The organism is Klebsiella sp. KP20-425-1, from assembly GCF_025813515.1.
In the GTDB taxonomy this organism is placed as follows: Bacteria; Pseudomonadota; Gammaproteobacteria; order Enterobacterales; family Enterobacteriaceae; genus Klebsiella; species Klebsiella pneumoniae.
On record NZ_CP109614.1, the window covers coordinates 3,476,343 to 3,500,078 of the forward strand.

The 23,736-nt window shown below is 56.9% G+C and carries 22 protein-coding genes and 1 pseudogene; 14 read left to right on the forward strand and 9 right to left on the reverse strand.

The features are described 5' to 3' along the window. Positions 1 to 110 precede the first annotated feature (110 nt). Positions 111 to 1,703, reverse strand: a complete 1,593-nt coding sequence (locus tag OHJ17_RS17135; protein WP_002895876.1) for an ABC-F family ATPase — start codon at positions 1,701 to 1,703, stop codon at positions 111 to 113. 48 nt (positions 1,704 to 1,751) lie between these two features. On the opposite strand from OHJ17_RS17135, the pseudogene OHJ17_RS17140 reads away from it, so the two are divergent. Both OHJ17_RS17140 and ldtB read left to right on the forward strand, forming a co-directional pair. Then, positions 1,752 to 2,667: pseudogene (locus tag OHJ17_RS17140) on the forward strand (tyrosine-protein phosphatase). Between the two features lie 200 nt (positions 2,668 to 2,867). Further along, positions 2,868 to 3,782, forward strand: a complete 915-nt coding sequence (ldtB, locus tag OHJ17_RS17145) for a L,D-transpeptidase (protein WP_002895871.1) — start codon at positions 2,868 to 2,870, stop codon at positions 3,780 to 3,782. A gap of 146 nt (positions 3,783 to 3,928) precedes the next feature. Here ldtB and OHJ17_RS17150 read toward each other — a convergent pair whose 3' ends face one another. The 4 genes from OHJ17_RS17150 to mntR all read right to left on the reverse strand — a co-directional run bounded on the left by OHJ17_RS17150 (position 3,929) and on the right by mntR (position 7,842). After that, positions 3,929 to 4,645 (reverse strand): GntR family transcriptional regulator, encoded by a 717-nt coding sequence (locus OHJ17_RS17150; RefSeq protein ID WP_004151705.1) that lies wholly within the window; start codon positions 4,643 to 4,645, stop codon positions 3,929 to 3,931. A gap of 68 nt (positions 4,646 to 4,713) precedes the next feature. Continuing rightward, positions 4,714 to 6,090, reverse strand: coding sequence for a glycoside hydrolase family 1 protein (locus OHJ17_RS17155; protein ID WP_020802651.1), 1,377 nt, complete (start codon positions 6,088 to 6,090; stop codon positions 4,714 to 4,716). A 169-nt stretch (positions 6,091 to 6,259) separates the two neighbouring features. Further along, complete coding sequence (locus OHJ17_RS17160) at positions 6,260 to 7,372, reverse strand: anion transporter (RefSeq protein WP_002895863.1); 1,113 nt, start codon at positions 7,370 to 7,372, stop codon at positions 6,260 to 6,262. Beyond that, a complete protein-coding gene (gene mntR / locus OHJ17_RS17165) occupies positions 7,369 to 7,842 on the reverse strand; it encodes a manganese-binding transcriptional regulator MntR (RefSeq protein ID WP_004176765.1) in 474 nt (157 codons plus the stop codon). The genes OHJ17_RS17160 and mntR overlap by 4 nt, the downstream gene beginning before the upstream one ends. Before the next feature lie 185 nt (positions 7,843 to 8,027). On the opposite strand from mntR, the gene mntS reads away from it, so the two are divergent. Together mntS and OHJ17_RS17175 are read left to right on the forward strand one after the other, a co-directional pair. Next, entirely contained in the window at positions 8,028 to 8,153 is a 126-nt protein-coding gene (mntS, locus tag OHJ17_RS17170; protein WP_002895851.1) for a manganase accumulation protein MntS, read from the forward strand. A gap of 268 nt (positions 8,154 to 8,421) precedes the next feature. Beyond that, a complete protein-coding gene (locus OHJ17_RS17175) occupies positions 8,422 to 10,002 on the forward strand; it encodes a phosphoethanolamine transferase (RefSeq protein WP_032432832.1) in 1,581 nt (526 codons plus the stop codon). Positions 10,003 to 10,092: 90 nt separating this feature from the next. Here OHJ17_RS17175 and ompX read toward each other — a convergent pair whose 3' ends face one another. Next, positions 10,093 to 10,605 carry an outer membrane protein OmpX gene (gene ompX, locus OHJ17_RS17180; RefSeq protein WP_002895845.1) on the reverse strand — a complete coding sequence of 171 codons (513 nt, stop codon included), beginning with the start codon at positions 10,603 to 10,605 and terminating at the stop codon, positions 10,093 to 10,095. A gap of 351 nt (positions 10,606 to 10,956) precedes the next feature. Here ompX and rhtA point away from each other — a divergent pair, with 351 nt between their 5' ends. From rhtA to ybiO, 6 genes are all read left to right on the forward strand, one after another. Next, entirely contained in the window at positions 10,957 to 11,844 is an 888-nt protein-coding gene (gene rhtA / locus OHJ17_RS17185) for a threonine/homoserine exporter RhtA (protein ID WP_002895842.1), read from the forward strand. A 237-nt stretch (positions 11,845 to 12,081) separates the two neighbouring features. Continuing rightward, complete coding sequence (gene dps, locus OHJ17_RS17190) at positions 12,082 to 12,585, forward strand: DNA starvation/stationary phase protection protein Dps (protein ID WP_002895841.1); 504 nt, start codon at positions 12,082 to 12,084, stop codon at positions 12,583 to 12,585. A 408-nt stretch (positions 12,586 to 12,993) separates the two neighbouring features. Continuing rightward, the gene (gene glnH / locus OHJ17_RS17195; RefSeq protein WP_002895839.1) at positions 12,994 to 13,740 is read left to right on the forward strand and encodes a glutamine ABC transporter substrate-binding protein GlnH; all 747 of its coding nucleotides are present in this window, start codon (positions 12,994 to 12,996) and stop codon (positions 13,738 to 13,740) included. A 125-nt stretch (positions 13,741 to 13,865) separates the two neighbouring features. Continuing rightward, entirely contained in the window at positions 13,866 to 14,525 is a 660-nt protein-coding gene (gene glnP / locus OHJ17_RS17200) for a glutamine ABC transporter permease GlnP (protein ID WP_002895837.1), read from the forward strand. Further along, positions 14,522 to 15,244: a glutamine ABC transporter ATP-binding protein GlnQ gene (gene glnQ, locus OHJ17_RS17205; RefSeq protein ID WP_004142040.1), complete on the forward strand. Its 723-nt coding sequence runs from the start codon at positions 14,522 to 14,524 to the stop codon at positions 15,242 to 15,244. Before glnP ends, glnQ begins: the two co-directional genes overlap by 4 nt. A 111-nt stretch (positions 15,245 to 15,355) precedes the next feature. Next, complete coding sequence (ybiO, locus tag OHJ17_RS17210; protein ID WP_004142041.1) at positions 15,356 to 17,551, forward strand: mechanosensitive channel protein; 2,196 nt, start codon at positions 15,356 to 15,358, stop codon at positions 17,549 to 17,551. A gap of 2 nt (positions 17,552 to 17,553) precedes the next feature. Here ybiO and rlmF read toward each other — a convergent pair whose 3' ends face one another. Then, positions 17,554 to 18,468, reverse strand: a complete 915-nt coding sequence (rlmF, locus tag OHJ17_RS17215; protein WP_002895831.1) for a 23S rRNA (adenine(1618)-N(6))-methyltransferase RlmF — start codon at positions 18,466 to 18,468, stop codon at positions 17,554 to 17,556. Between the two features lie 96 nt (positions 18,469 to 18,564). On the opposite strand from rlmF, the gene OHJ17_RS17220 reads away from it, so the two are divergent. The 4 genes from OHJ17_RS17220 to ybiJ all read left to right on the forward strand — a co-directional run bounded on the left by OHJ17_RS17220 (position 18,565) and on the right by ybiJ (position 20,412). Then, complete coding sequence (locus tag OHJ17_RS17220; RefSeq protein ID WP_002895828.1) at positions 18,565 to 19,179, forward strand: flavin reductase family protein; 615 nt, start codon at positions 18,565 to 18,567, stop codon at positions 19,177 to 19,179. Between the two features lie 139 nt (positions 19,180 to 19,318). Continuing rightward, on the forward strand, positions 19,319 to 19,579 hold the full coding sequence (locus OHJ17_RS17225) for a YdgH/BhsA/McbA family protein (protein WP_004176771.1): 261 nt from the start codon (positions 19,319 to 19,321) through the stop codon (positions 19,577 to 19,579). A 20-nt stretch (positions 19,580 to 19,599) separates the two neighbouring features. Continuing rightward, positions 19,600 to 19,866 carry a DksA/TraR family C4-type zinc finger protein gene (locus OHJ17_RS17230; protein ID WP_002895824.1) on the forward strand — a complete coding sequence of 89 codons (267 nt, stop codon included), beginning with the start codon at positions 19,600 to 19,602 and terminating at the stop codon, positions 19,864 to 19,866. A 285-nt stretch (positions 19,867 to 20,151) separates the two neighbouring features. Further along, positions 20,152 to 20,412 (forward strand): DUF1471 family protein YbiJ, encoded by a 261-nt coding sequence (gene ybiJ / locus OHJ17_RS17235; protein WP_004176772.1) that lies wholly within the window; start codon positions 20,152 to 20,154, stop codon positions 20,410 to 20,412. 109 nt (positions 20,413 to 20,521) lie between these two features. Here the strand turns inward: ybiJ and ybiB are convergent, their stop codons facing one another. Together ybiB and dinG are read right to left on the reverse strand one after the other, a co-directional pair. Beyond that, positions 20,522 to 21,490, reverse strand: a complete 969-nt coding sequence (ybiB, locus tag OHJ17_RS17240; RefSeq protein ID WP_267302440.1) for a DNA-binding protein YbiB — start codon at positions 21,488 to 21,490, stop codon at positions 20,522 to 20,524. Positions 21,491 to 21,519: 29 nt separating this feature from the next. Next, a complete protein-coding gene (dinG, locus tag OHJ17_RS17245) occupies positions 21,520 to 23,676 on the reverse strand; it encodes an ATP-dependent DNA helicase DinG (RefSeq protein ID WP_004147693.1) in 2,157 nt (718 codons plus the stop codon). Between the last annotated feature and the right edge of the window lie 60 nt (positions 23,677 to 23,736).

Sequence of the window (23,736 nt, forward strand, 5' to 3'; positions counted from 1 at the left end):
AGGTCGCAAGAACCGTAGGTCGGGTAAGGCGTTAGCCGCCACCCGACAAAAAAACGGCACCGCGTGTCGCCCGGGTAAGGCGTAGCCGCTACCCGGGTAACGGACAGGGATTACTCGATACCTTTGCTGCGCAGGTAGTCTTCGTAGTTGCCGCTGAAGTCGATCACGCGGTCCGGAGTGATCTCCAGGACGCGGGTCGCCAGCGAGCTGACAAACTCACGGTCGTGGGAGACAAAGATCAGGGTGCCCTGATACATCTCCAGCGCCATGTTCAGCGATTCAATCGACTCCATATCCAGGTGGTTGGTCGGTTCGTCCATCACCAGGATGTTTGGCTTCTGCATCATCAGCTTACCGAACAGCATGCGCCCTTTCTCGCCACCGGAAAGCACCTTCGCCGGCTTTTTGATATCGTCCTGGCTAAACAGCAGACGGCCGAGGATGCTGCGTACTGCCTGCTCGTCGTCGCCTTCCTGCTTCCACTGGCTCATCCATTCGAAGACCGTCAGGTCGTTTTCGAACTCGTACTCATGGTCCTGCGCGTAGTAGCCGATTTGCGCGTTTTCAGACCATTTCACGCTGCCGTTGTCCGGCTGCAGTTCGCCTACCAGGGTTTTCAGCATGGTGGATTTACCCACGCCGTTGGCGCCCAGAATGGCGATCTTTTCGCCCACTTCCAGCAGCAGGTTGACGTTTTTGAACAGCGGACCTTCATCAAAGCCTTTGGTAAGGGCTTCCACTTCCAGCGCGTTACGGAACAGTTTCTTATCCTGCTCGAAGCGGATAAATGGGTTCTGACGGCTGGAGGCTTTAACCTCTTCCAGCTTGATTTTGTCAATCTGGCGCGCGCGCGAGGTGGCCTGACGCGATTTAGAGGCGTTGGCGCTGAAGCGGCTAACGAACGACTGCAGGTCCGCAATCTGCGCTTTTTTCTTGGCGTTGTCCGCCAGCAGACGCTCACGCGCCTGGGTGGCCGCGGTCATGTATTCGTCGTAGTTGCCCGGATACACGCGCAGCTCGCCGTAGTCGAGATCCGCCATGTGGGTGCAGACCATGTTCAGGAAGTGACGGTCGTGCGAAATGATAATCATGGTGCTGTCGCGATCGTTCAGCGTCTGCTCCAGCCAGCGAATGGTGTCGATGTCCAGGTTGTTGGTCGGTTCATCGAGCAGCAGGATATCCGGATTGGAAAACAGCGCCTGCGCCAGCAGGACGCGCAGCTTCCAGCCCGGCGCGACTTCGCTCATCGGGCCATAATGCTGTTCAACCGGAATGCCGACGCCGAGCAGCAGTTCGCCGGCGCGCGCTTCCGCCGAGTAGCCGTCCATTTCGCCATATTTGACTTCCAGGTCGGCCACTTTGTAGCCATCTTCTTCGCTCATCTCAGCGAGGGCGTAGATACGATCGCGCTCCTGCTTCACTTCCCACAGCTCGCCGTGGCCCATGATGACCGTATCCAGCACGGTGAACGCTTCAAAGGCGAACTGATCCTGACGCAGCTTACCGATGCGCTCGTTCGGGTCGAGAGAAACGTTGCCCAGCGTCGGTTCGAGATCGCCGCCGAGGATCTTCATAAAGGTCGATTTACCGCTGCCGTTGGCGCCGATCAGACCATAACGGTTGCCGCCGCCAAATTTAACGGAGATATTTTCGAACAGCGGCTTACTGCCAAACTGCATGGTAACGTTGCTGGATACTAGCACGGGGATATCCTGAAAAAAGAGTATGAGGGGTGTGATACAGCAGACATTATGCCAGCAAATGACACACTTTTCACGGCCTGCGGTAAATTCCACCGCGGCGCTTGTGCTAAGGTCTTTGTCAGATGAGCCGGAAACCCGCGCTCAAACGGTTATTCTGTACGTATTTATAAGGAGTCCCATGACCAGCAGCCTATCGCGACACCCGGCTTTTTTATCCCTGCAGGGCGGCATCAATTTTCGCGACCTGGGCGGCCAGCTTGCCGCCGACGGACGCCGCGTCCGCAGCGGCAAGCTATTGCGATCCGGCGCGCTAAACCGGTTAACGGCGGAGGATCTCAACCACCTCGATACTTTGCCGCTCAGCCGGGTGCTCGACTATCGCGACCCCGGAGAGGTAGCCCGTACTCCGGACAAGCTTAGCCCGCTTACCCATTATCTTAACGCGCCGGCCAATCCGCCGGTGAGCGAGGTTAATGCGAAGGTCACCGAGCTGAATGCCGCCACCCTTAACGCGCTGAACGGCGAGCAGTTTATGCTGCAACTCTACCGCCAGCTGCCGTTTAACAACCCGGCCTATCGCCAGCTCGCCGCCTGGCTGACCACGCCTTTTGAAGGCGCTTTACTGCAACACTGCGCGGTCGGCAAAGATCGTACCGGCGTCGGCTGCGCGTTAACGCTGTTCGCCGTCGGCTGCGACAGCGAAACGGTGATGGAGGAGTATCTCCTTACCCACGGCATGCTGACGCAGGTGGAGGCCTGGATGTTGGAGCTGCTCGGCAACGACCTCACTGCCCAGGGGCGCCAAAGCCTGGCGGATATTCTGACGGTAAAAGAGTCCTATCTCGCCGCCGCGCTGTCGGCTATTCACCAGCGCTATGGCACCGTCGACGCCTGGCTGGCGGCAGAGTACCAGCTTACCGCGCCGGTTCGCGCCGCGCTGCAGGCCCGGCTGCTGGAAGAGTAACCGCCCGTTACCCGCGCGGCGAGCGATGCTTCGGCCGCCTGCCGGACCGCGGCAGCCGAGGCGACAGGGAAAAAAATGTGATTTCGTACACATCTGATTTACCTGTTCAGCGGAATGCACATATAATGCGCTCCCATCTACTGTCTCAATCATTAACAAAGGCCTGTGTGGCGTTGATTTCGCACACGACATTAAAGACTATGAAATTATCTACACTCTTAGCGGCAGCCTTCGCCATCGTAGGCTTTTGCAATACAGCGTCTGCTGTCACCTATCCTTTGCCAACCGATGGCAGCCGTTTGGTTGGTCAGAATCAGGTCATTACCATTCCGGATGATAACAAACAGCCGCTGGAATACTTCGCGGCGAAATATCAGATGGGGCTTTCCAACATGCTGGAAGCCAACCCGGGGGTGGATACTTACCTGCCGAAGGGCGGTAGCGTCCTGAACATCCCTCAGCAGCTGATTCTGCCGGATACCGTGCATGAAGGGATCATTATCAACAGCGCGGAAATGCGTCTGTACTACTACCCGAAAGGCACCAATACCGTGATCGTTCTGCCGATCGGCATCGGCCAGTTAGGTAAAGATACGCCGATCAACTGGACCACCAAAGTCGAACGCAAGAAGGCCGGCCCGACCTGGACACCGACCGCCAAAATGCATGCTGAATACGCCGCCGCCGGCAACCCGCTGCCCGCCGTCGTACCGGCCGGTCCGGATAACCCGATGGGGCTGTACGCGCTGTATATCGGCCGTCTGTACGCCATCCACGGCACCAACGCTAACTTCGGTATCGGCCTGCGCGTGAGCCACGGCTGCGTGCGTCTGCGTAACGATGACATCAAATTCCTGTTTGAGAACGTGCCGGTCGGCACCCGCGTACAGTTTATCGATGAGCCGGTAAAAGCGACCACCGAGCCGGACGGCAGCCGTTACATCGAGGTGCACAACCCGCTGTCGACCACCGAAGCGCAGTTCCAGGGCGGCGAGATCGTGCCGATCACCCTGACTCAGCCGGTACAGGCAGTTACCAGCCAGTCTGATGTCGATCAGAACGTGGTTGAGCAGGCTATCCAGAACCGCTCCGGTATGCCGGTGCGTCTGAACTAAGTTGTGCATGACAAGAAAAACGGCGGGCCTGATGCCCGCCGTTTTTTTATCGGCATTTTCCCTCGAGGCGGCTAACGCTCGCCCGGGCTACCAAACCCTACCACGCCGTAACCCCGCTATGCGCAGCCGCCAGCAGGAGCCCCGGCCTAGCCGTTATTCACCAGAATAATCCCGCCGTGATCGTAGCGATAATGGCAGTGGGCGTACTCCAGCGGCGTGCCATCCTCCAGATAGATAACCTGCTCCACCTCCAGCACCGGATCGGTCGGTTCGCAGTGAAGATGCTGTTTATCCAGTTCCCCGGGCTTCATCGCCCGCACCACGCGGTAAGATCCCATCAGCTTCAGCCCCAGCGTCTCCTGCACATAGCGAAACACGGAACCTTCCAGATGGCTTTTGGTTAACCCCGGCACCAGCCCCACCGGCATGACCGTCAGATCCAGCGATACCGGCTCGCCGTTGAGCAGCCGCAGGCGAACAAAGTCATACACCGGGGCATCGGCGTCGATAAGCAGCGAACTTTGCTCCTTGTCGCTGGGAAAGCGCACCGCAAAGCGCACCACTTCGCTTTGCACCTCGCCAAGATGCTCCCAGGTTTTGGTGGCGCCGAAATAGTCGCTGCCGGGCAGCTCCCACTGCGACAGCTGAAGGAAATTTTTCCGCACAAAGGTGCCCTGCCCTTTTCGGGTATAGATCAGCCCTTCGACGATTAACTGGCGCATCGCCTGCTGGATGGTCATCCGGCTGGTGCTGAACTCCGCCGCCAGCGCAAACTGGTCGGGTAGCGGCGCGCTGGCAGGATACTGCTGGCTGATGATGCGTTTTTTTATTTCCCGCGCGATTTGCAGATACTTCGCCGTCATTTCCCGGTCCTTATCCATTCAGTGAGTGGCTGGCGGGCTGGATACACCATCTGACCGCCAGGGCAGCGTTACATCGCTTCGCCGTTGCTGCGGAACACCTGCTTCAGCCATGCATAGCTCTTCTTCGGCACCCGCCGCAGGTCCTTGAGGTCATGGTTTTCGCGATTGACGTACACCACGCCGTAGCGCTTACGCATATCGCCCTGTGAGCTCAGGATATCGATTAATCCCCAGCCGAGATAGCCGATCACCTGCGCCCCATCCTCAAAGATGGCCGCTTTCATGGCGTTGATATGGTCGCGATGGTAAGCAATGCGGTAATCATCGGCAATGGGATGTTCGCCGTCCCAGGACTCAATCACCCCGATGCCGTTTTCAATCGGGAACACCGGCAGGCGCCAATCGTTATAGTAACGAGTGATGATCGTCCGGAAGCCCAGCGGATCAATCTGCCAGTTCCATTCCGTCGCTTTCAGGAACGGGTTATCCTGGTTGCCAAACAGCATATAGTTGTTGACCGCCGTTCCCGGCGGGATCGCGTCGCTGTTCAATGTGCGGCTGGCGTAATAGCTGAACGCCAGATAATCGACCCTCACCGTCGCCATCAGGGCGAGATCCTCCGGACGATAGATATCATCGAACCCTTCCGCGGCGACAAAATGCATCACCTCCGGGCTATAACCCTCACCCGCGTAGGCGCGCAGCAGGTTCTGGTTTAAGAACTCATCCAGCTGCTGGGCGCAGAGGATATCGCGTGGTTTGCAGGTAGCCGGATAGACCAGAGCGTGAGCCAGCATTCCGCCCATCAGACACTGCGGCTTCGTCTGGTGCAGATAGTGAGTCAGATGGACGTGCGCCATCATCACATGATGCTGGATCAGATACAGTTCGCGCAGGGTCTTCTCCCCCTGCAGATAGCCGGAAATCAGAAACGCTTCCGGCGAATGGTACAGATTCTGCTCATTAAAGGTGAGCCAGTATTTCACCTTGTCGCCATAGCAGGCGATCATCTTCTGGCCGTAGCGGATAAAAGCGTCCATCACCCGGCGGTCGGTAAAACCGTTGTAGCGCTCCGCCAGCGACAGCGGCATATCGAAGTGGTACAGGCAGATCATCGGCTCAATGCCGCGGGCGATCAGTTCATCTATAAATTGATGGTAGAAGGCAATCCCCTGTTCATTGAATTCGCCATCTCCGTCAGGGCACACCCGGCTCCAGGCGATCTGAAAACGGTAGCAGTTCATGCCCAGATCCTGCATCAAATCGAAATCTTCCCGATAACGATGATAAGAGTCGGTCGCCACCTTCCAGTCGGAGGCGAACTCCGCCGGTTGACGGATATCATACACCGACATCCCCTTGCCACCCTCGTTCCACGCCCCCTCCGTCTGCATGCTGGAGACGGAATTTCCCCATAAAAAATCTGCCGGTAGTCTGTTCTTCATGCTGCGCCTCGGTATATGACTAGCCATTTAAACATAATGACTAGTCATATACCGGAAAGTGAAAAGGTAAGCAAAGGCCGGGATCGGTTTCTGTGAGCCGGACAAAAAAAGATCGCCCCGAAAGGCGATCCTGGCGATCGATGTGAATGATGGCGCGATTCTGTTGAGATCAGGCGCTGAGTTTGAAGAGCCAGTAGCCGCTGAGTGCCGCCCATAGCAGCATTGGAATGGAGTAGAGATGGAAGCGCCACCAGATGCGCCGATCGCTGGCCATACGCAGGGCGATAATATTGGCCAGCGAGCCCGGCAGCAGGCCAAAGCCGCCCACGTTAACCGCCCATGCGAGCAGTATCGACGGCGGGACATAGTTGAGCAACAGAATAGTCGAGGGCACATTACTGATCACCTGCGACAGGCCAATAGCAGTAAGCCACAGTCCACCGCCGGAGAGGGTCCCCACCCCGCTCAGCACCTGGTGCAGCGCCGGAAGCTGGGTCAGCAGATGGACGTCAATAAACATCACCATAAACACCAGCAACAGCGACCAGTCGACATGGACGATCACCGCCCGGGCCAGCACCAGGAAGCCCAGCAGCACCAGCGCCAGCCCCCACAGGGCCTGATTCATCTCCAGCGCCGTCAGAAACACCACATACAGTCCCAGACAGCTCCAGACGAGCTTGGGTTGCCATGACGGCGCCCTGTCGCTGCTCTGGTAACTGAGCCGCTTCGCCGGAAAACAGAACCAGCACAGCGCCAGCAGGGTCAGCATCATCGCCGCTGCCAGAGGCAGCATCTGACCGATAAACCCGAAGAAAGAGAGGCCGGATCGTCCCCACAGCAAAATATTCTGCGGGTTGCCGATCGGCGTCAGCAGCGAACCGGCGTTCACCGCCAACGCTTCGAAAATAATCAGCCGGTTCACCGGGATGGCGCACCATTTTTTTAGCGTCAGCGTCAACGGCACCACAATAAACAGCGCAACGTCGTTGGTAAGAAAGGTAGACAACAGCGCCGCCGCCAGCACCATAAAGATGGCCAGCTGGCGCTCAGTCACAAAGCGGCGGGCCATTTTTCGGCCCAGCACGTCAAAATAGCCGCTCAGTTCGATCCCCTTAGTCAACAACATCAGGCCGCTAAGCGTGACGATGGTATGCCAGTCAATGGCCGCCGGCCAGCTTGCCGGGACAAACGGCACGATGGCGCTGAGCACGCAGGCGATAATCAGCAGCAAATGGAGAAAACGATCGCGCAGCAGCGACTGGACGAAGGGAAGAGTCATGCTTCCTGAGATCCCTGTGTTTGGGTAAATTTCAGGAACATCGCCAGCGTCTCTTCGCTCACGTGATGCTCCATCCCTTCCGCATCACGTCGGGCAATCTCCGGGCTGACGCCGATCGCCAGCAGGAAGTTCTCCACGATTTGATGGCGCTCGCGGCTCTCCTGGGCTAGCTTCTCACCTTCCGGGGTTAAGAAGATCCCGCGCCAGGGGATCTGTTCAATAAGACCGACGCTGGCCAGGCGTTTGAGCATTTTAGCGACCGTAGGTTGCGAAACGCCAAGACGCGCGGCCATATCCACCTGGCGCGCCTCGCCCACTTCGTTGATCAGATCGGAGATCAGCTCCACATAGTCATCGATCAGCTCGCGGCGATGCGCTTCCCGCACCTGGCGAAACCCTTCCACGTGCTCTTCAACATTCACTAACTGCGTCACTTTTTTTGTTATTGGCTTACCTGCGCGACGGTTCATTGTGCTTCCTCATTCGTGTGACGCGTCAAGCATCGTATAAAAAGATCCACATTGTAATGGATTGCGCCAAGAGCACAAAAAATTAACGTTTTAGCCATAGCTATAAAATATAGCCTGTGCTATATCTGTATATAATGCAAACATCCATCAGGGAATGACGGAGCGAACTGGCAGGAGGAGAGCAGATGAATGAATTCAAGAGGTGCATAAACGTGTTTAGCCATTCACCCTTTAAAGTACGATTAATGCTGATCGGTATGCTGTGCGAGATGATCAACGGTAAACCGCAGCAGGGCAAACCCAATTCCTAAGGCGGCGTCGCGGTACGCCGCTTCATTTTTCTGTCATTTTCTGCCGGTAAAATGACCGGTTCCCCCCGTTTCCCTGACCTTTTTTCAAGTTTTGTAAGCGCCCTCGCAAAACAATCTGTTATGTCTGGTTGACCTTACCATTTACAAGCCCTATCTTTGCACAGCCCTGCCACATTCGCGGCTCGCAGAGACCCTCTTCACGCACTGTCCAGCAGGTTTTACCCCTTGACGCCAGGGGATGCGCATGGCCTCTTTTTGATTGTTTACTATGAATGTCACCACCCTGAAAGATACGCTGGTCGCCCGCCGACTGGCACTGAACCCATGGACGGGATTCTACTTTTTACAGTCGCTGTTAATTAACCTGGCGCTGGGCTATGAATTTAGCCTGCTTTATACCGTGGCATTTACCTGCGTGTTACATCTGCTCTGGCGCGCCTTTCCGCGCGTCCAGAAAGCGGTGGTCGGCGCCTATTCCCTGCTGGCGGCTCTGTACTATCCCTTTGGCCAGGCCTACGGTGCCCCCAACTTCAACACTCTGCTGGCGCTGCACGCCACCAACGTGGAAGAGTCTACGGAAATCCTGACCATCTTCCCGTGGTACAACTATCTGCTGGCGGTCTTCATCTTCGCTCTCGGGGTCATTGCGGTTCGTCGTAGGATCGTTGAGCCATCACGCTGGGGAAAAATGGATACGCTGGGCCTGTTGTTCAGCATCGGGATCTTCTTTCTCCAGCCGGTGCAAAACCTTGCCTGGGGCGGTGTATTCAAGGTGATTGACACCGGTTATCCGGCCTTTCGTTTTGTCAAAGACGTGGTGGTGAATAACAACGAGGTGCTGGACGAACAGGCTCGGATGGCGCAGCTGGCTGGCATGAAAGACAGCTGGCACGTGCTGGCGGTAAAGCCAAAATACCATCTCTATGTGGTGGTGATCGGTGAAAGCGCGCGCCGCGATGCCCTCGGCGCTTTCAGTGGCCATTGGGACAACACGCCGTTTGCCAGCTCGGTAAACGGTTATCTGTTTAACAACTACATCGCCGCCAGCGGCTCAACGCAGAAATCGCTCGGCCTGACGCTTAACCGGGTGGTCGATGGCAAACCACAGTATCAGGATAACTTTGTCACCCTCGCCAACCGCGCCGGTTTCCAGACCTGGTGGTTCTCCAACCAGGGGCAAATTGGCGAGTACGACACCGCTATCGCCAGCATCGCCAAACGGGCGGATGAAGTACAGTTCCTGAAAAACGGCGATTTCGAAGCCAATAAAAACACCCAGGACGAGCAGTTGCTGAAGCTGACCGAGCAGGTGCTCTCAACCCAGCGTACCCAGCCGCAGCTGATTGTCCTGCACCTGATGGGCTCTCACCCACAGGCCTGCGATCGGACCAAGGGCAAATACACGGTTTTCGTTCAGTCGAAAGAGACCTCATGCTACCTCTACAGCATGACGCAGACCGATTCGCTGCTGGCTAAGCTTTATCATCAGTTGCAAAATTCCGGTGACACTTTTTCCCTGACCTATTTTTCCGATCATGGTCTGGCGTTCAAGGAGCGGGGCAAAGAGGTGCAGTATCTGGCGCATGACGATAAGTTCCAGCAGAACTTCCAGGTGCCGTTTATGGTGCTATCCAGCGATGACAAAGCGCATAAAGTGATTAAGGCGCAGCGTTCGGCGAATGATTTCCTCAGTTTCTTCTCCCAGTGGACCGGGATCCAGGCGGCGGAAATCACCCCACGCTATCGGTTTATCTCTGAGCAAAAGGCCGGTCCGGTGTACATCACCAACTTCCAGCTGCAGAAGGTGGACTACGCTCACCTCGGTACCGATGAGTTCACAGTCAATTAATCGCGCCGGCCCGGCCAGTCGCCCGGGCCGGCCGTCAGCAGGCAAAAAAAATCCGCCTCGAGAGGCGGATTTTTCATATCACCGGAGTGATTAGAAGCGGTAACCCACGCCAGCAATCCAGGTGCCGACGTCAACGTTACGAATACGAGACTGCTCGTAGGAGAAGTCCAGAGCAACGTTTTCGATCGGGTTGAACTGCAGACCAGCACCATAGGAGAAACCGTAGTCGCTCATATCGGATTTATGAGGGTAGTTGTTGTTCTGGAATTTACCGTAACCAACACCCACTACGCCGTAGATGCTTGCCCAGTCGTTCAGACGGTAAGCCGGACCAGCGGTGATGCCGTAGTACTGACCTTTGTTGTAAGTACCGTTGCTGTTGTTATCCTTCTCGGTGTAGGTGAAGGAACCGATAACGCCCAGCGGGTTGTTATCTTGCTCGTAACGGTATTTCAGGTTGAAACCGCCAGCTTTGTTCGCTTTACCCTGCATGTCGCTCTGCGCGTAACCGCCGGTTACGGTAGAAGTTGCAGCAAATGCAGTGGTACCTACGGATGCAGCCAGAACAACGGCCAGTGCTGAAAGACGTGCAATTTTATTCATAACCACCTCAAATGTGTTTCTAATAAGTCCTAAGCCTTAAATATATCAAAAACTTTTGGGAAACTCTTTGGAGTTTACATTGTCTAACATACTTTTTCATGTAACCAAAAGTTTCCATATTTCTGTAACAATATGGAAAACAACAATTTTTGGCGTTAACTTACATCTTAACGCTCATTAAGAAATTCGCAAGCATCCAGATTAATCCTAACCGCCTGGTGAATTTCTCAGCAGTTTTCGCCATTGTACTGTTTTTGCCCCTGTTTTTTTCAACATTAGCTCAACCGCCGGCAGGTAATTCCAGTACACTGGAACTTTTACCCCTTTTGACAAAACCTGACAGGAGAAAGGATGCCCGGTCCATCCAGAAAAGCGGCGGCATGGTTGCCGATACTGGTGATTTTAGTCGCCATGACCTCGATTCAAAGCGGCGCATCGCTTGCTAAATCGCTGTTCCCGGTGGTCGGCGCCCCGGGCGTCACCGCCCTGCGTCTGGCGCTGGGAACGCTGATTCTGGTGGTGGTGTTCAAGCCATGGCGGCTACGTTTCTCCCCGGCGCAGCGCGTGCCGCTGCTACTGTACGGCCTGGCGCTCGGGGCGATGAACTATCTCTTTTATTTATCCCTGCAGCGCATTCCGCTCGGCGTGGCGGTGGCCCTGGAGTTTACCGGCCCGCTGGCGGTGGCGCTGTTTGGTTCGCGCCGCCCGCTGGATTTTGTCTGGGTGGCGCTGGCGATCCTCGGACTATGGTATCTTCTGCCGCTGGGGCAGAACGTGGCGCAGGTCGATTTAACCGGCGCGCTGTTCGCCCTCGGCGCCGGGGCGTGCTGGGCGGTCTATATTCTGACCGGACAGCGTGCCGGTGAAGAGCATGGTCCAGCCACGGTAGCGATGGGGTCGCTCATCGCCTCGCTGGTGTTTGTGCCGTTAGGTATGGCGCAGGCCACCGATACGCTGTGGCAGTGGTCGCTGCTGCCGCTGGGTTTGGGGATCGCGATTCTCTCCACCGCGCTGCCCTACTCCCTCGAGATGATGGCCCTGACGCGCTTGCCGACGCGCACCTTCGGCACGCTGATGAGCCTTGAGCCAGCGTTAGCAGCCCTCTCCGGTATGATCTTCCTCGGTGAAACGCTGAAGCTCTCCCAGACCCTGGCGCTCGGCGCGATCATTATCGCCTCGATGGGCGCCACGCTGACTATGCAACGGCAGAGTAAAGTCGAGCAGGTCGATATCAATTAACATTCTGTTACGGCGCCGGCTCGAGAGAAATCCGGGCCGTTCAGCCGAATATAAATACCTGATATTTAAATATTTTTAAAATAACCAACCACTTTGCGCTATCGGAGTGATATAGCCTGCCGATGCCTCACTCTTGAAAACCCTTGCTATACTTATTTCCGAAGTCATTTGGGACAACGCTCCACATCATTCAGATCTGAAGTGTGATGAGCATCAATATCAAGAGGATATGAAACGATGAGTACCGCAAAACTGGTTAAATCAAAAGCGTCTAATCTGGTCTATACCCGCAACGATGTCGCTGACAGCGAAAAGAAAGCGACCATTGAGCTGTTGAATCGCCAGGTGATCCAGTTCATTGACCTGTCACTTATCACCAAGCAGGCACACTGGAATATGCGCGGTGCGAACTTTATCGCCGTGCACGAAATGCTGGATGGCTTCCGTACCGCGCTGACCGAACATCTGGACACCATGGCCGAGCGCGCGGTGCAGCTGGGCGGCGTCGCCCTGGGTACCACTCAGGTCATTAACAGTAAAACCCCGCTGCAGAGCTACCCGCTGGACATCCATCACGTTCAGGATCACCTGAAAGCCCTGGCTGACCGCTACGCGGTAGTGGCGAACGATGTGCGTAAGGCGATCGACGAAGCAAAAGACGAAGACACTGCAGATATCTTCACCGCGGCTTCCCGCGATCTGGATAAATTCCTGTGGTTCATTGAAGCCAACATCGAGTAAGGCTTTGCCGCCGGCCCAGCGCGGTCGGCGGCGCCTCAGCGTTTCTCCCTGCCCTATATTCCATCCTTTGCTTTTCATCCCCCACTGGCCTTGCACCGTTTCAGGGCACCAGATTGATGAAAATGCGCGCAAAAGTAAAAAGATTGTAATAATCACCTCACACAATCGTTACGTCGAGATTGTTTTCCCATCAGGGTTTGCGCTAAAAATGGGCTGGTAATTCAGCACCCTTATGACGCACCAAAATGACGCCCCATCATGGTGCAGTCACTGCCTGAAATGATCGATCTTGTGCAACGACTTACGCTTCGTTTGTTGAAAAACAACAGCTTGTAAAAGTGGCACGATTTTTTCATTAGGCTAGTCGTTCTCGCAGGGGATCGTCCCGTGGATATAAAAGGAAATGCTATGAAGTCTGTATTTAAAGTTTCACTGGCTGCACTGACCCTGGCTTTTGCGGTTTCTTCCCATGCCGCCAATAAGACCCTGGTTGTCGCCACCGATACGGCGTTCGTCCCGTTCGAATTTAAGCAAGGCGATAAGTATGTGGGTTTTGACGTTGACCTGTGGGCGGCTATCGCCAAAGAGCTGAAGCTCGACTACACCCTGAAGCCAATGGACTTCAGCGGCATTATCCCGGCGCTGCAAACCAAAAATATCGATCTGGCGCTGGCGGGGATCACCATTACCGACGAGCGTAAAAAAGCGATCGACTTCTCCGACGGCTACTACAAAAGCGGCCTGCTGGTGATGGTCAACGCCAATAATAACGACATCAAAGATGTCAAAGATCTGAACGGTAAAGTGGTCGCGGTGAAGAGCGGCACCGGCTCCGTTGACTACGCGAAAGCCAATATCAAAACCAAAGATCTGCGTCAGTTCCCGAACATCGATAACGCCTATATGGAGCTGGGAACCGGTCGCGCGGATGCCGTGCTGCACGATACGCCGAATATTCTGTACTTCATCAAAACCGCGGGCAACGGTAAGTTCAAAGCGGTAGGCGAATCACTGGAAGCGCAAAACTACGGTATCGCCTTCCCGAAAGGCAGCGACGAGCTGCGTGAGAAAGTGAACGGTGCGCTGAAAACGCTGCGCGACAATGGTACCTATAACGAAATTTATAAAAAATGGTTCGGCACTGAACCCAAATAATAAAAACGTACTTCGCCGGACCGAGGTCCGGCGACACCACAACGGTCTTCCGGCACAGGCTCAGCGGGAGACGGTATTTTGGCGGAGGCTTTCCTCTGCTCTCGACACGGTAACAGGAACGTATTATGCAGTTTGACTGGAGTGCCATCTGGCCTGCCATTCCGATTTTGCTGGAAGGCGCCAAAATGACGCTGTGGATTTCCGTCCTCGGCCTGGCCGGCGGTCTGATAATTGGTCTGGTGGCCGGTTTCGCCCGCTGCTTCGGCGGCTGGATCGCCAACCACATCGCGCTGGTCTTTATTGAAATCATTCGCGGCACCCCGATTGTGGTGCAGGTTATGTTCATCTACTTTGCGCTGCCGATGGCCTTTAGCGATCTGCGCATCGACCCCTTCTCCGCGGCGGTAGTGACCATCATGATAAACTCGGGCGCCTATATCGCGGAAATCACCCGCGGCGCGGTGCTCTCCATACATAAAGGCTTCCGCGAAGCGGGCCTGGCGCTTGGCCTGTCGCGTCGCGAAACCATTCGCCACGTGATCCTGCCGCTGGCGCTGCGCCGCATGCTGCCGCCGCTGGGCAACCAGTGGATCATCAGCATCAAGGATACCTCGCTGTTCATCGTCATCGGCGTCGCCGAACTGACCCGTCAGGGACAGGAGATCATCGCGGGCAACTTCCGCGCGCTGGAAATCTGGAGCGCTGTAGCCGTGATCTACCTGATTATCACCCTGGTCCTGAGCTTTATTCTGCGTCGTCTTGAAAGAAGGATGAAAATCCTGTGATTGAATTTAAAAACGTCTCCAAGCACTTTGGTCCGACCCAGGTGCTACACGATATCTCTCTGAAAATTAATCAGGGTGAAGTGGTGGTCATTATCGGCCCTTCCGGTTCCGGTAAATCAACGATGCTGCGCTGCATCAATAAGCTGGAAGAGATCACCAGCGGCGATCTGATTGTCGATGGTCTGAAGGTCAACGACCCGAAGGTGGACGAACGTCTGATTCGTCAGGAAGCCGGGATGGTTTTCCAGCAGTTTTATCTGTTCCCGCACCTCACGGCGCTGGAAAACGTGATGTTTGGCCCGCTGCGGGTACGCGGCGCCAGCAAGCAGGCGGCAGAGAAGCAGGCGAAAGAGCTGCTGGCGAAAGTCGGTCTGGCTGAGCGCGCGCATCACTATCCGTCCGAACTCTCCGGCGGCCAGCAACAGCGTGTGGCCATCGCCCGCGCGCTGGCGGTGAAGCCGAAGATGATGCTGTTTGATGAACCGACCTCCGCGCTCGACCCGGAGCTGCGCCATGAAGTGCTCAAGGTGATGCAGGACCTGGCGGAAGAGGGCATGACGATGGTGATTGTGACCCACGAAATCGGCTTTGCCGAAAAAGTGGCCTCGCGACTAATCTTTATCGACAAAGGACGAATTGCTGAAGACGGCAATCCCCAGGAGCTGGTAAAGAACCCGCCCAGCCCGCGCCTGCGTGAATTCCTGCAACACGTCGCCTGACCCACAACGGCTCTCTCCCCCACGATGAGAGCCGCTTTTCCAGAATCCTCTTCCCTCCCCTTCCGCCAGCGGCTTCTATACTTACCCGTTTACGTTGCAACGGAGGTGCCCATGCCGTGGATCCTGCTTTTGCTCGCTGCACTGTTTACTGCCCCGCTTTCCGCCGCCACCCTCCCCGGCGTGCCGACGGCTAACACTGATAAAAACAGCGCCAGCGAACCCGATGTGGAACAGAAAAGAGCGGCTTATGCCGCACTGGCCGATGTGCTGGCCAACGACTCCGCCCGTCAGGAGCTCATTGACCAGCTGCGTAAAGCAGCCGCCACGCCGCCGCCCGACAGCACCCCGACGCTGACGCCACCGGCGGTGAAAGAAGAGACCACGGTACTGGAGAACGTCACCCAGATAAGCCGGGAATATGGCGAACAGCTCTCATCACGCTTTTCCCAGCTGTGGCGCAATATCACCGGCTCACCGCATAAGCCCTTTAATCCGCAAACCTTTACCAGCGCGGCCTGGCATTTTTTACTGCTGGCCGGGCTGGTGTTTGCCTTCTGGTGGCTGGTACGCCTCGCGGCGCTGCCGCTGTATCGCAAAATGGGCGAATGGGGACGGCATAAAAACCGCGATCGCGGTAACTGGCTCCAGCTGCCCCTGACCATCGCCGGGGCGTTTATCATCGACCTGCTGCTGCTGGCGCTAACCCTGTTTGTCGGTCAGCTGCTAAGCGATCGCCTGAATGGGAATAACCCTACCATCGCCTTCCAGCAGAGCCTTTTCCTCAACGCCTTCGCGCTGATCGAGTTTTTTAAAGCTATTCTGCGGCTCATTTTCTGCCCGCGCATTCCTGCCCTGCGGCCCTTTAACCTCAGCGACGAGGCCGCGTCATACTGGAGCCTGCGCCTGAGCGCGCTCAGCAGCCTGATTGGTTACGGTCTGATCGTCGCGGTGCCGATTATTTCCAATCAGGTGAATGTTCAGGTTGGCGCGCTGGCTAACGTCGTCATCATGCTGTGCATTACGCTGTGGGCGCTGTACCTGATTTTTCATAACAAAGCGGTGATTACTCAAGGGTTGATCCACCTGGCCGACCACTCACTCGCTTTCTTTAGCCTGTTTATCCGCGCCTTCGCGCTGGTCTGGCACTGGCTGGCCTGCGCCTACTTTGTGGTGCTTTTTTTCTTTTCGCTGTTCGACCCGGGCAACAGCCTGAAATTCATGATGGGCGCCACCCTGCAAAGCCTGGCGATTATCGGCGGCGCGGCGCTGGTGTCTGGCATCCTGTCGCGCTGGATAGCCAAAACCATCACCCTGTCGCCCGCCACTCAGCGCAACTACCCTGAACTGCAAAAGCGGCTAAATGGCTGGATCTCCGCCTCGCTGAAGGCGGCGCGCATTCTCACCGTCTGTGTCGCCATCATGCTGCTGTTGAGCGCCTGGGGCCTGTTTGACTTCCGGGAATGGCTGCACAACGATGCCGGGCAAAAAACGGTGGATGTGCTGATCCGCATCGCCCTGATCCTCTTCTTCTCCGCCATTGGCTGGACAGTTCTGGCCAGCCTGATTGAAAACCGGCTGGCATCGGATATTCATGGCCGTCCGCTGCCCAGCGCGCGGGCCCGGACGCTGCTGACGCTGTTTCGCAACGCGCTGGCGGTGGTGATCAGCACCATCACGGTGATGATCCTGCTCTCGGAAATTGGGGTAAACATTGCGCCGCTGCTGGCGGGCGCCGGGGCGTTAGGGCTGGCCATTTCGTTTGGTGCGCAAACCCTGGTCAAAGACATTATCACTGGCATATTTATCCAGTTTGAGAACGGGATGAACACCGGCGACCTGGTCACCATCGGCCCTTTGACCGGCACCGTGGAACGAATGTCGATTCGCTCCGTGGGGGTACGTCAGGATACCGGCGCCTATCACATTATTCCCTGGTCCTCGATCACCACCTTTGCCAACTTCGTGCGCGGCATTGGCTCGGTTGTGGCTAACTATGACGTTGACCGCCATGAGGATCTGGATAAAGCCAGCCAGGCGCTGAAGGCGGCGGTGGACGATCTGCTGGCCCAGGAGGAGATCCGCGGTCTGATCATTGGCGAACCGTCGTTCGCCGGGCTGGTGGGGCTGAGCAATACCGCCTTTACGCTACGCGTCAGCTTCACCACCCTGCCGCTGAAGCAGTGGACGGTGCGTTTTGCCCTCGACACCCAGGTGAAAAAGCACTTCGACCGCGCCGGGGTTCGCGCGCCGGTACAGACCTGGCAGCAGCTGCCGATGCCGGGCGCCGACAGCCCGGCCGCCGAGTAGCGTTAGAATGGACGACGGCGTTTGGCGTCGTCCATAAAGCTCCAGGCGATAAAGCGACTTTGCTTTTGCCCCTGGGCCATCTCCTTTTTCACCACTTTCACTGCGCCGACCTCGGTCAGCAGGCGGTAGAGCGGCGGCAGATTATCGCCGCGCGACACCAGCGAGGTAAACCATTTCACCTGGCGGGCGAAGGCCTGGCTTTCGCGGATCATCTGCGAAATAAAGGCTACTTCGCCCCCTTCGCACCACAGCTCCTGCTGTTGACCGCCAAAATTGAGGCCACTTTCGGCGCCGAGTCCGAGGTTGCGGCGCTTGCGCTCGCCCCCCGCCCGGGCGCTCTCTGCGGAGTCATGGAACGGCGGATTACACAGCGTGGCGTCGTAGGTCTCGTTTTTATGGATCACGCCGTGAAAGATAGCCTGGCTCTCTTTTTGCCGGCGCAGGCGGATCTGCCGGGTCAAGCCCGGGTTGCCATTGATAATCGCCTGCGCGCTGGCGAACGCCTGCGGGTTGATTTCACTGCCGGTAAAGCGCCAGCCATACTCGTGAGCGCCGATCAGGGGATAGATGAGGTTAGCGCCGGTGCCAATATCAAGGATCGTGGCATCCTTCGGCACCTCGCCGCTATCCCCGGCCAGCAGATCCGCCAGATGATGAATATAGTCGGCCCGCCCAGGCACCGGCGGACAGAGAAAGCCGTCAGGAATGTCCCAGTGTTTGACCGCGTAGAAATGCGCCAGCAGCGCTTTATTCAACGCTTTCACCGCCTGCGGATTGGCAAAATCAATGGTCTGCTCACCCAGCGGATTGAGCGTAATGTAGCCCTGCAGGTCAGGATGGGCCTGGCAGAGCGCGGGCAGGTCGTAGCGTTGATGGTGGCGGTTACGCGGGTGTAACCCCGGTTTCTGGGCTTTCATGACAATCTCCTTTGAACAGCCGCGTAAGATACCCGTTGACGGCGGCGCGGTAAATAAGGGAGTCTGGATATCTCCATTATCCGTGACAGGTGCAGCATGTACTTTTATCAACCTTCGCAGGGCCACGGCCTGCCGCATGACCCGCTGAACGCGATAATCGGGCCTCGCCCGATAGGCTGGATCGCCTCGCAGGACGCCGAGGGCCAGCGTAATCTGGCGCCATACAGCTTTTTTAACTGCTTTAACTATCGGCCGCCGATCATTGGTTTCGCCAGCAGCGGCTGGAAAGACAGCGTGCGAAATATCGTCGAAACAAAGGAGTTTGTCTGGAACCTGGCGACGCGACCGCTGGCCATGGCGATGAATGAAACGTCAGCCTCGATTCCGCACCATGAGGACGAATTCGTGCGCGCCGGCCTCACCGCCGCCGCCAGCCGCCTGGTCAGCGCTCCCCGGGTCGCGGAGAGTCCGGTGAACTTTGAGTGCCGTCTGTCGCAGTGTATTCAACTCACCACCGCCGACGGCAACCCTGTCGATACGTGGCTGGTGCTCGGTGAAGTGGTTGCCGTGCATATCGATGAATCACTGCTGGACAACGGCATCTATCAAACCGCCCGCGCCCAACCGATCCTGCGCGCCGGTGGCCCGAGCGCCTATTACGGTATTGATGACAGCCTGCGCTTTGACATGATCCGCCCTGACGCCCGTTAAATAATCTACCGGCCAGAGTAGCGCTCCCCTGCGCCGGTAGCATGCAAAACGCACTGTTTTGCATTAAACATTCCCTGTCGCGCGGTCTGGAAAGACCTACACTTAAGCTATGTCCCATGCGGTTTATGAGGATATGCTGATGAAATTCGTCTCGCTGCTGTTCGCCGCGGCGCTCACCGCTCATGCCACCGCGGCCTCTCCCCTGCCACCGCCACCCGTACTGCCCTATAACGGGCCGCTCCGCCCTGTCGGCACCGTCTCCGCCTTCGGCGCCAGCACCCTGGACGACCTGGCGGCCGCCCTCGCGGATAAGGCCCACCGTCAGGGGGCGATAGCCTGGCGGATCAATGCCGCCAGCAGCGGTAACCGGCTGTACGGTTCAGCTATAATTTATCAATAACCTTTTACAGGAGGCAGACGATGGCATCAGGTTGGGCAGGCGACGGCGCCGTACAGGATCAGATCGACAGCACTATTGACGATGCGGTGGCTCGCGCCCGCCGCGAGCTTCCGCGCGGCGAAAGCAACAAATTTTGTGATGAATGCGGAGAGCCGATTCCGGAGGCCCGTCGACAGGCCATCCCAGGGGTCAGATACTGCGTGAAGTGCCAGCAGGAGAAAGATTTACATAACAATACATTTTCAGGATATAATCGTCGCGGTTCCAAGGATAGCCAGCTACGCTGACTTTCCTTTACCGTTTATGACAGCCTTTCGCATTATCTTTTCGCGCACATTTTTTGGCGGAAAAAGTCGCAATATGTGCCCTTAAACGCGTCGGTCTTCCTCGCTACGCTTCGTGACGAAAAGAATAAGAAATAATTTATTAATAATCAGTAAATTATTAATCATTCAAAAAATTCGATGAAGACTGTGAATTTCCTTCGATTTTATCTCCCGCAAAAAAGCGTGATACTTATCACATCGACGGAACATCGTCCCCTGAACAGAACAACCTGCGAGAGATTAACTATGAAAAACATCAAATATGCTGCCGCTGCCATCGCTCTGACCGCTCTTTCCTTCGGCGCCTTTGCCGCCGAACCGGTTACCCCCGCTCAGGCTGAAAGCATGAATAAGATCGGCGTGGTGTCTGCGCAAGGCGCAACCACTTTAGATGGTCTGGAAGCAAAACTGGCTGCTAAAGCCGAAGCCGCTGGCGCGACCGGCTACAGCATTACTTCCGCTAACACCAACAACAAACTGAGCGGTACTGCGGTTATCTATAAATAATCGCTGCACCCATCTGTAAGCCACTGAATTAACCCTGAAAAGACCTTTAATACCCTTGCCTTGCCCGTCCGAGCCACCGGACGGGCTTTTTTTTATCCTGCAGATCCGATCACCAGCAGTCGTTGACGCGGCTGAGGCCCTGCTCCAGCGAGGTCACTTCCCCGCAGGCCAGCATACAGCAGGCAAGCTGGATCTTCAACGAGTTGGGCACCGGTTCGACGCCAGCGACGCAGCGTTCAATCCAGCGCGCGGTGACCTCAGGGTCTTTCGAGGTCGGCAGGACCACCGCCTCCGCTGCCATCTCAGTCTGGCGTTCGTACAGCACCCGCACGCCCTGCTCATCAATCAGGCTGATCTGCGGACAGCGCTGCGGGTTGGCGTACACTTCGCCCTCGGTACCATGCATCAGCAGCGCGCGGCCACCGGTCTCGCGAAAGAAGTTCGCCACCCGGGGAACATATTCTGGATGCGACACGCTGGAGAGACGCAATGCCTCCCCTTCGCCAAACGGCGTGGCCAGCTTGGCCAGGGTATGGGCGCTGTTGCGTACGCCCATCCGCCAGCGCATCGCCAGCTGTTTCTCCAGCGGCGGACAGAAGGCCCCCACCGGGATATACACCGGTTCATGGCCCTCCAGCTGCGCCTGAGCCTGTCCGGCGTGCAGGGTGGCCGGAATGTCCAGCAGGGTAAAAATGGTTTCGGTCAGCACCCGGGTGGGATCGTGACTGACGCCGTGAACCACCACCGGAAATCCCAGCTTGTGCAGGAGCATCGCCAGCAGCGGCGTGAGGTTCGCCTGCTTGCGCGCGCCGTTGTAGCTGGGGATAACGATCGGCATCGGCTTGCCGGCCGGCGGGGTCAGGCGCAGCGTATGCTGCTGCATCGCGGCGTAAAAACCTTTCATCTCCGCTTCGCCTTCGCCTTTAATGCGCAAGGCGATTAATATTCCCCCCAGCTCCAGCTCCGGCACCTCGCCGTTCAGCATCCGCGCGTAGAGCGCACGGGCGGTCTCTTCATCGAGATCGCGGGCATGATTCTTACCGCGACCCACCTCTTTTATAATTTTGCTGTACTCCATGGCTCCCCCTGGTGCATCACGCGCCGGCGTCAGCGACGTTTGCGGCCCGTCTGTTTTGCTGTCTGTTTTGCTTTCCGTTTTACTATAACCTCCGGAACGCCCGGCTGCTCTATGGGAAAAACAGGTAACGCGTTCAGTAGACGCGCGCCGTAGTTTTTGGTCAACAGACGCTTATCGTAAATCACCACCTCTCCCCAGCAGTTATGGCTACGGATCAAACGCCCCACCTGCTGAATAAGATTAAAGGAGGCGCTAGGCAAACTCTGTACCTCGAAGGGATAACGATTGAGGCTTTTCAGCCATTCGCCTTCGGTGATCACTACCGGGCTGTCGATGGGCGGAAAAGCGATTTTATGGATATGCACCTGGCTTAGCAGATCGCCTTTTAAATCGAGACCTTCGGCAAAGGACTGCAGACCCACCAGCACGCTGCGCTCGCCGCTTTCCACCCGTTTGCGATGCAGCTCCACCAGCCGGTAGCGCGGCTGGTCGCCCTGCACCAACAGCATCAGGCGCAGATCGGTCACATGCTCGAGGAAGCGGTTCATCGCCCGCCCGCTGGCAAACAGCACCAGCATCCCGAGATGTTTTTTGCTCTCCACCTGCTGGCGAAAATAGGCCGCCATCTCGGCAATGTGCTGCTCTTCGTTATCCATCAGCGGTTCATAACGCATTTGAGGAATAATAATTTTCCCCTGCTCCACGTGGTTGAACGGCGAATCCAGCGCCACGAAGCGGTCCCCCGCTTTCTCCTTCAGACCGCTCATCTCCTGCAGGCGCGAGAAGCTGTTTAGCGAGCGCAGCGTCGCTGACGTCACCACGATATGCGGCACGCTGCGCCACAGCAGCCGTTCAAGCTGATCGCTGACGCGGATCCCGACGCAGTGGAACCAGACGTGGATCTGGCCATCGCGCACCACCCGCGTCGCCCATTTGGTTACCGGCGCGCCTGAGGACTGCGCCAGCGAAGCCAGGCGCCACAGCTTGCTTTGGCTTTCAAACATGCCAAGGGCGCGGTTCATCTGCAGCAGCACCCGATGCAGGCGCACCACGTCATGGCTGCCGGTCTTTTCGCTGAGATCGTTCAGGAACAGCTCCGCCAGGCCGCGCAGCAACTCGGTGAGCTTCGCCAGCCGCTGGCAGATCTCCATCACCTCCTGCGGCAGTTCGCCCATCGGGAAGCGATGCTCCGCTTCCTGACCGGCGGGCATATAGAGATTGAGAATATTATTCAACGAGGCAATCAGCTCGAAAAGCTCTTCGCAATGAGCGGTGAGCCGCTCCGGATTGGCCAGCGGCGGCGTGGTTTTCGGACGAAACTGCTCCATGCAGGTGGCCACCAGCTTGCAGAATAGATCCAGCTGCAGGCGAAACCAGGGGGCGGTGATCTCGGCGCTCATCTCCAGCGCGTCGCGGGCGACGTCCGGCAGATGATGGCCTTCATCGAGGACCAGCAGCAGGTTTTTCGGCTCCGGCAGCACCGCTTCGCTCTCCATCGCCGCCATCACCAGCGCATGGTTGGCCACCACCACTTCCGCCTCCTGAATTTCCCGCCGCGCCACAAAGAACGGGCACTCGCGATAGTAGTGGCAGTTGCGGTTCAGGCAGCTGGCCTTATCGGTGCTCAGCCGGCTCCATAGCCCATCGTCGATGGCTTTGTCGGTATGGTCGCGCAGGCCGTCCCAGCGGTAGCTGTCGAGATCCTGCTTCAGGGTCGCGCACAGCTTCTGCTCCGCCTGATTATTCGGGGTGAGATCGTCATCGAGAAAGGCCAGCAGATCCTGCTGCGACGGCTCGGTGCTGGCCAGCGCCGTCAGGTTGCGCGGACAGACGTAGCGTCCGCGGCCAAAGGCGGCGGTAAAGCGCAGGTCGGGAATGATTTTACGCAGCAGCGGCAGGTCCTTACTGTAGATTTGATCCTGCAGGGCGACGTTGGCGGTGCTGACCACCAGCGTTTTTTGTTCCTCGCGGGCGATGGCGATGCCCGGGATCAGATATGACAGCGTTTTGCCGACACCGGTCGGCGCTTCGATAGCCAGATGCCTGCCCTCTTCCCCGGCAAGGGTTTTCGCCACATCGGCGATCATCTGCCGCTGCGGGGGACGCGGAATAAAGTCCGGGATCTGTTCCTGAAGCGCCTTATACCAGGCGGCGATTTGCGCTTTCAGCGCAGCGGTCAAAGCCATGAGAAAACCTGAATACTGTATAAACAGCCACTATTGTGCCATTTTTGCCCGCCCGGAGGT

What these genes read in the sequence shown, in the direction of transcription:
- ompX (WP_002895845.1), bottom strand. Translation starts at nt 10,605, where the DNA reads ATGAATAAAATTGCACGTCTTTCAGCACTGGCCGTTGTTCTGGCTGCA.
- OHJ17_RS17230 (WP_002895824.1), top strand. Translation starts at nt 19,600, where the DNA reads ATGGCATCAGGTTGGGCAGGCGACGGCGCCGTACAGGATCAGATCGAC.
- OHJ17_RS17225 (WP_004176771.1), top strand. Translation starts at nt 19,319, where the DNA reads ATGAAATTCGTCTCGCTGCTGTTCGCCGCGGCGCTCACCGCTCATGCC.
- rlmF (WP_002895831.1), bottom strand. Translation starts at nt 18,468, where the DNA reads ATGAAAGCCCAGAAACCGGGGTTACACCCGCGTAACCGCCACCATCAA.
- OHJ17_RS17155 (WP_020802651.1), bottom strand. Translation starts at nt 6,090, where the DNA reads ATGAAGAACAGACTACCGGCAGATTTTTTATGGGGAAATTCCGTCTCC.
- mntS (WP_002895851.1), top strand. Translation starts at nt 8,028, where the DNA reads ATGAATGAATTCAAGAGGTGCATAAACGTGTTTAGCCATTCACCCTTT.
- rhtA (WP_002895842.1), top strand. Translation starts at nt 10,957, where the DNA reads ATGCCCGGTCCATCCAGAAAAGCGGCGGCATGGTTGCCGATACTGGTG.
- glnH (WP_002895839.1), top strand. Translation starts at nt 12,994, where the DNA reads ATGAAGTCTGTATTTAAAGTTTCACTGGCTGCACTGACCCTGGCTTTT.
- OHJ17_RS17160 (WP_002895863.1), bottom strand. Translation starts at nt 7,372, where the DNA reads ATGACTCTTCCCTTCGTCCAGTCGCTGCTGCGCGATCGTTTTCTCCAT.
- dinG (WP_004147693.1), bottom strand. Translation starts at nt 23,676, where the DNA reads ATGGCTTTGACCGCTGCGCTGAAAGCGCAAATCGCCGCCTGGTATAAG.
- dps (WP_002895841.1), top strand. Translation starts at nt 12,082, where the DNA reads ATGAGTACCGCAAAACTGGTTAAATCAAAAGCGTCTAATCTGGTCTAT.
- OHJ17_RS17175 (WP_032432832.1), top strand. Translation starts at nt 8,422, where the DNA reads ATGAATGTCACCACCCTGAAAGATACGCTGGTCGCCCGCCGACTGGCA.
- ybiJ (WP_004176772.1), top strand. Translation starts at nt 20,152, where the DNA reads ATGAAAAACATCAAATATGCTGCCGCTGCCATCGCTCTGACCGCTCTT.
- OHJ17_RS17150 (WP_004151705.1), bottom strand. Translation starts at nt 4,645, where the DNA reads ATGACGGCGAAGTATCTGCAAATCGCGCGGGAAATAAAAAAACGCATC.
- glnP (WP_002895837.1), top strand. Translation starts at nt 13,866, where the DNA reads ATGCAGTTTGACTGGAGTGCCATCTGGCCTGCCATTCCGATTTTGCTG.
- ldtB (WP_002895871.1), top strand. Translation starts at nt 2,868, where the DNA reads ATGAAATTATCTACACTCTTAGCGGCAGCCTTCGCCATCGTAGGCTTT.
- ybiB (WP_267302440.1), bottom strand. Translation starts at nt 21,490, where the DNA reads ATGGAGTACAGCAAAATTATAAAAGAGGTGGGTCGCGGTAAGAATCAT.
- ybiO (WP_004142041.1), top strand. Translation starts at nt 15,356, where the DNA reads ATGCCGTGGATCCTGCTTTTGCTCGCTGCACTGTTTACTGCCCCGCTT.
- OHJ17_RS17220 (WP_002895828.1), top strand. Translation starts at nt 18,565, where the DNA reads ATGTACTTTTATCAACCTTCGCAGGGCCACGGCCTGCCGCATGACCCG.
- mntR (WP_004176765.1), bottom strand. Translation starts at nt 7,842, where the DNA reads ATGAACCGTCGCGCAGGTAAGCCAATAACAAAAAAAGTGACGCAGTTA.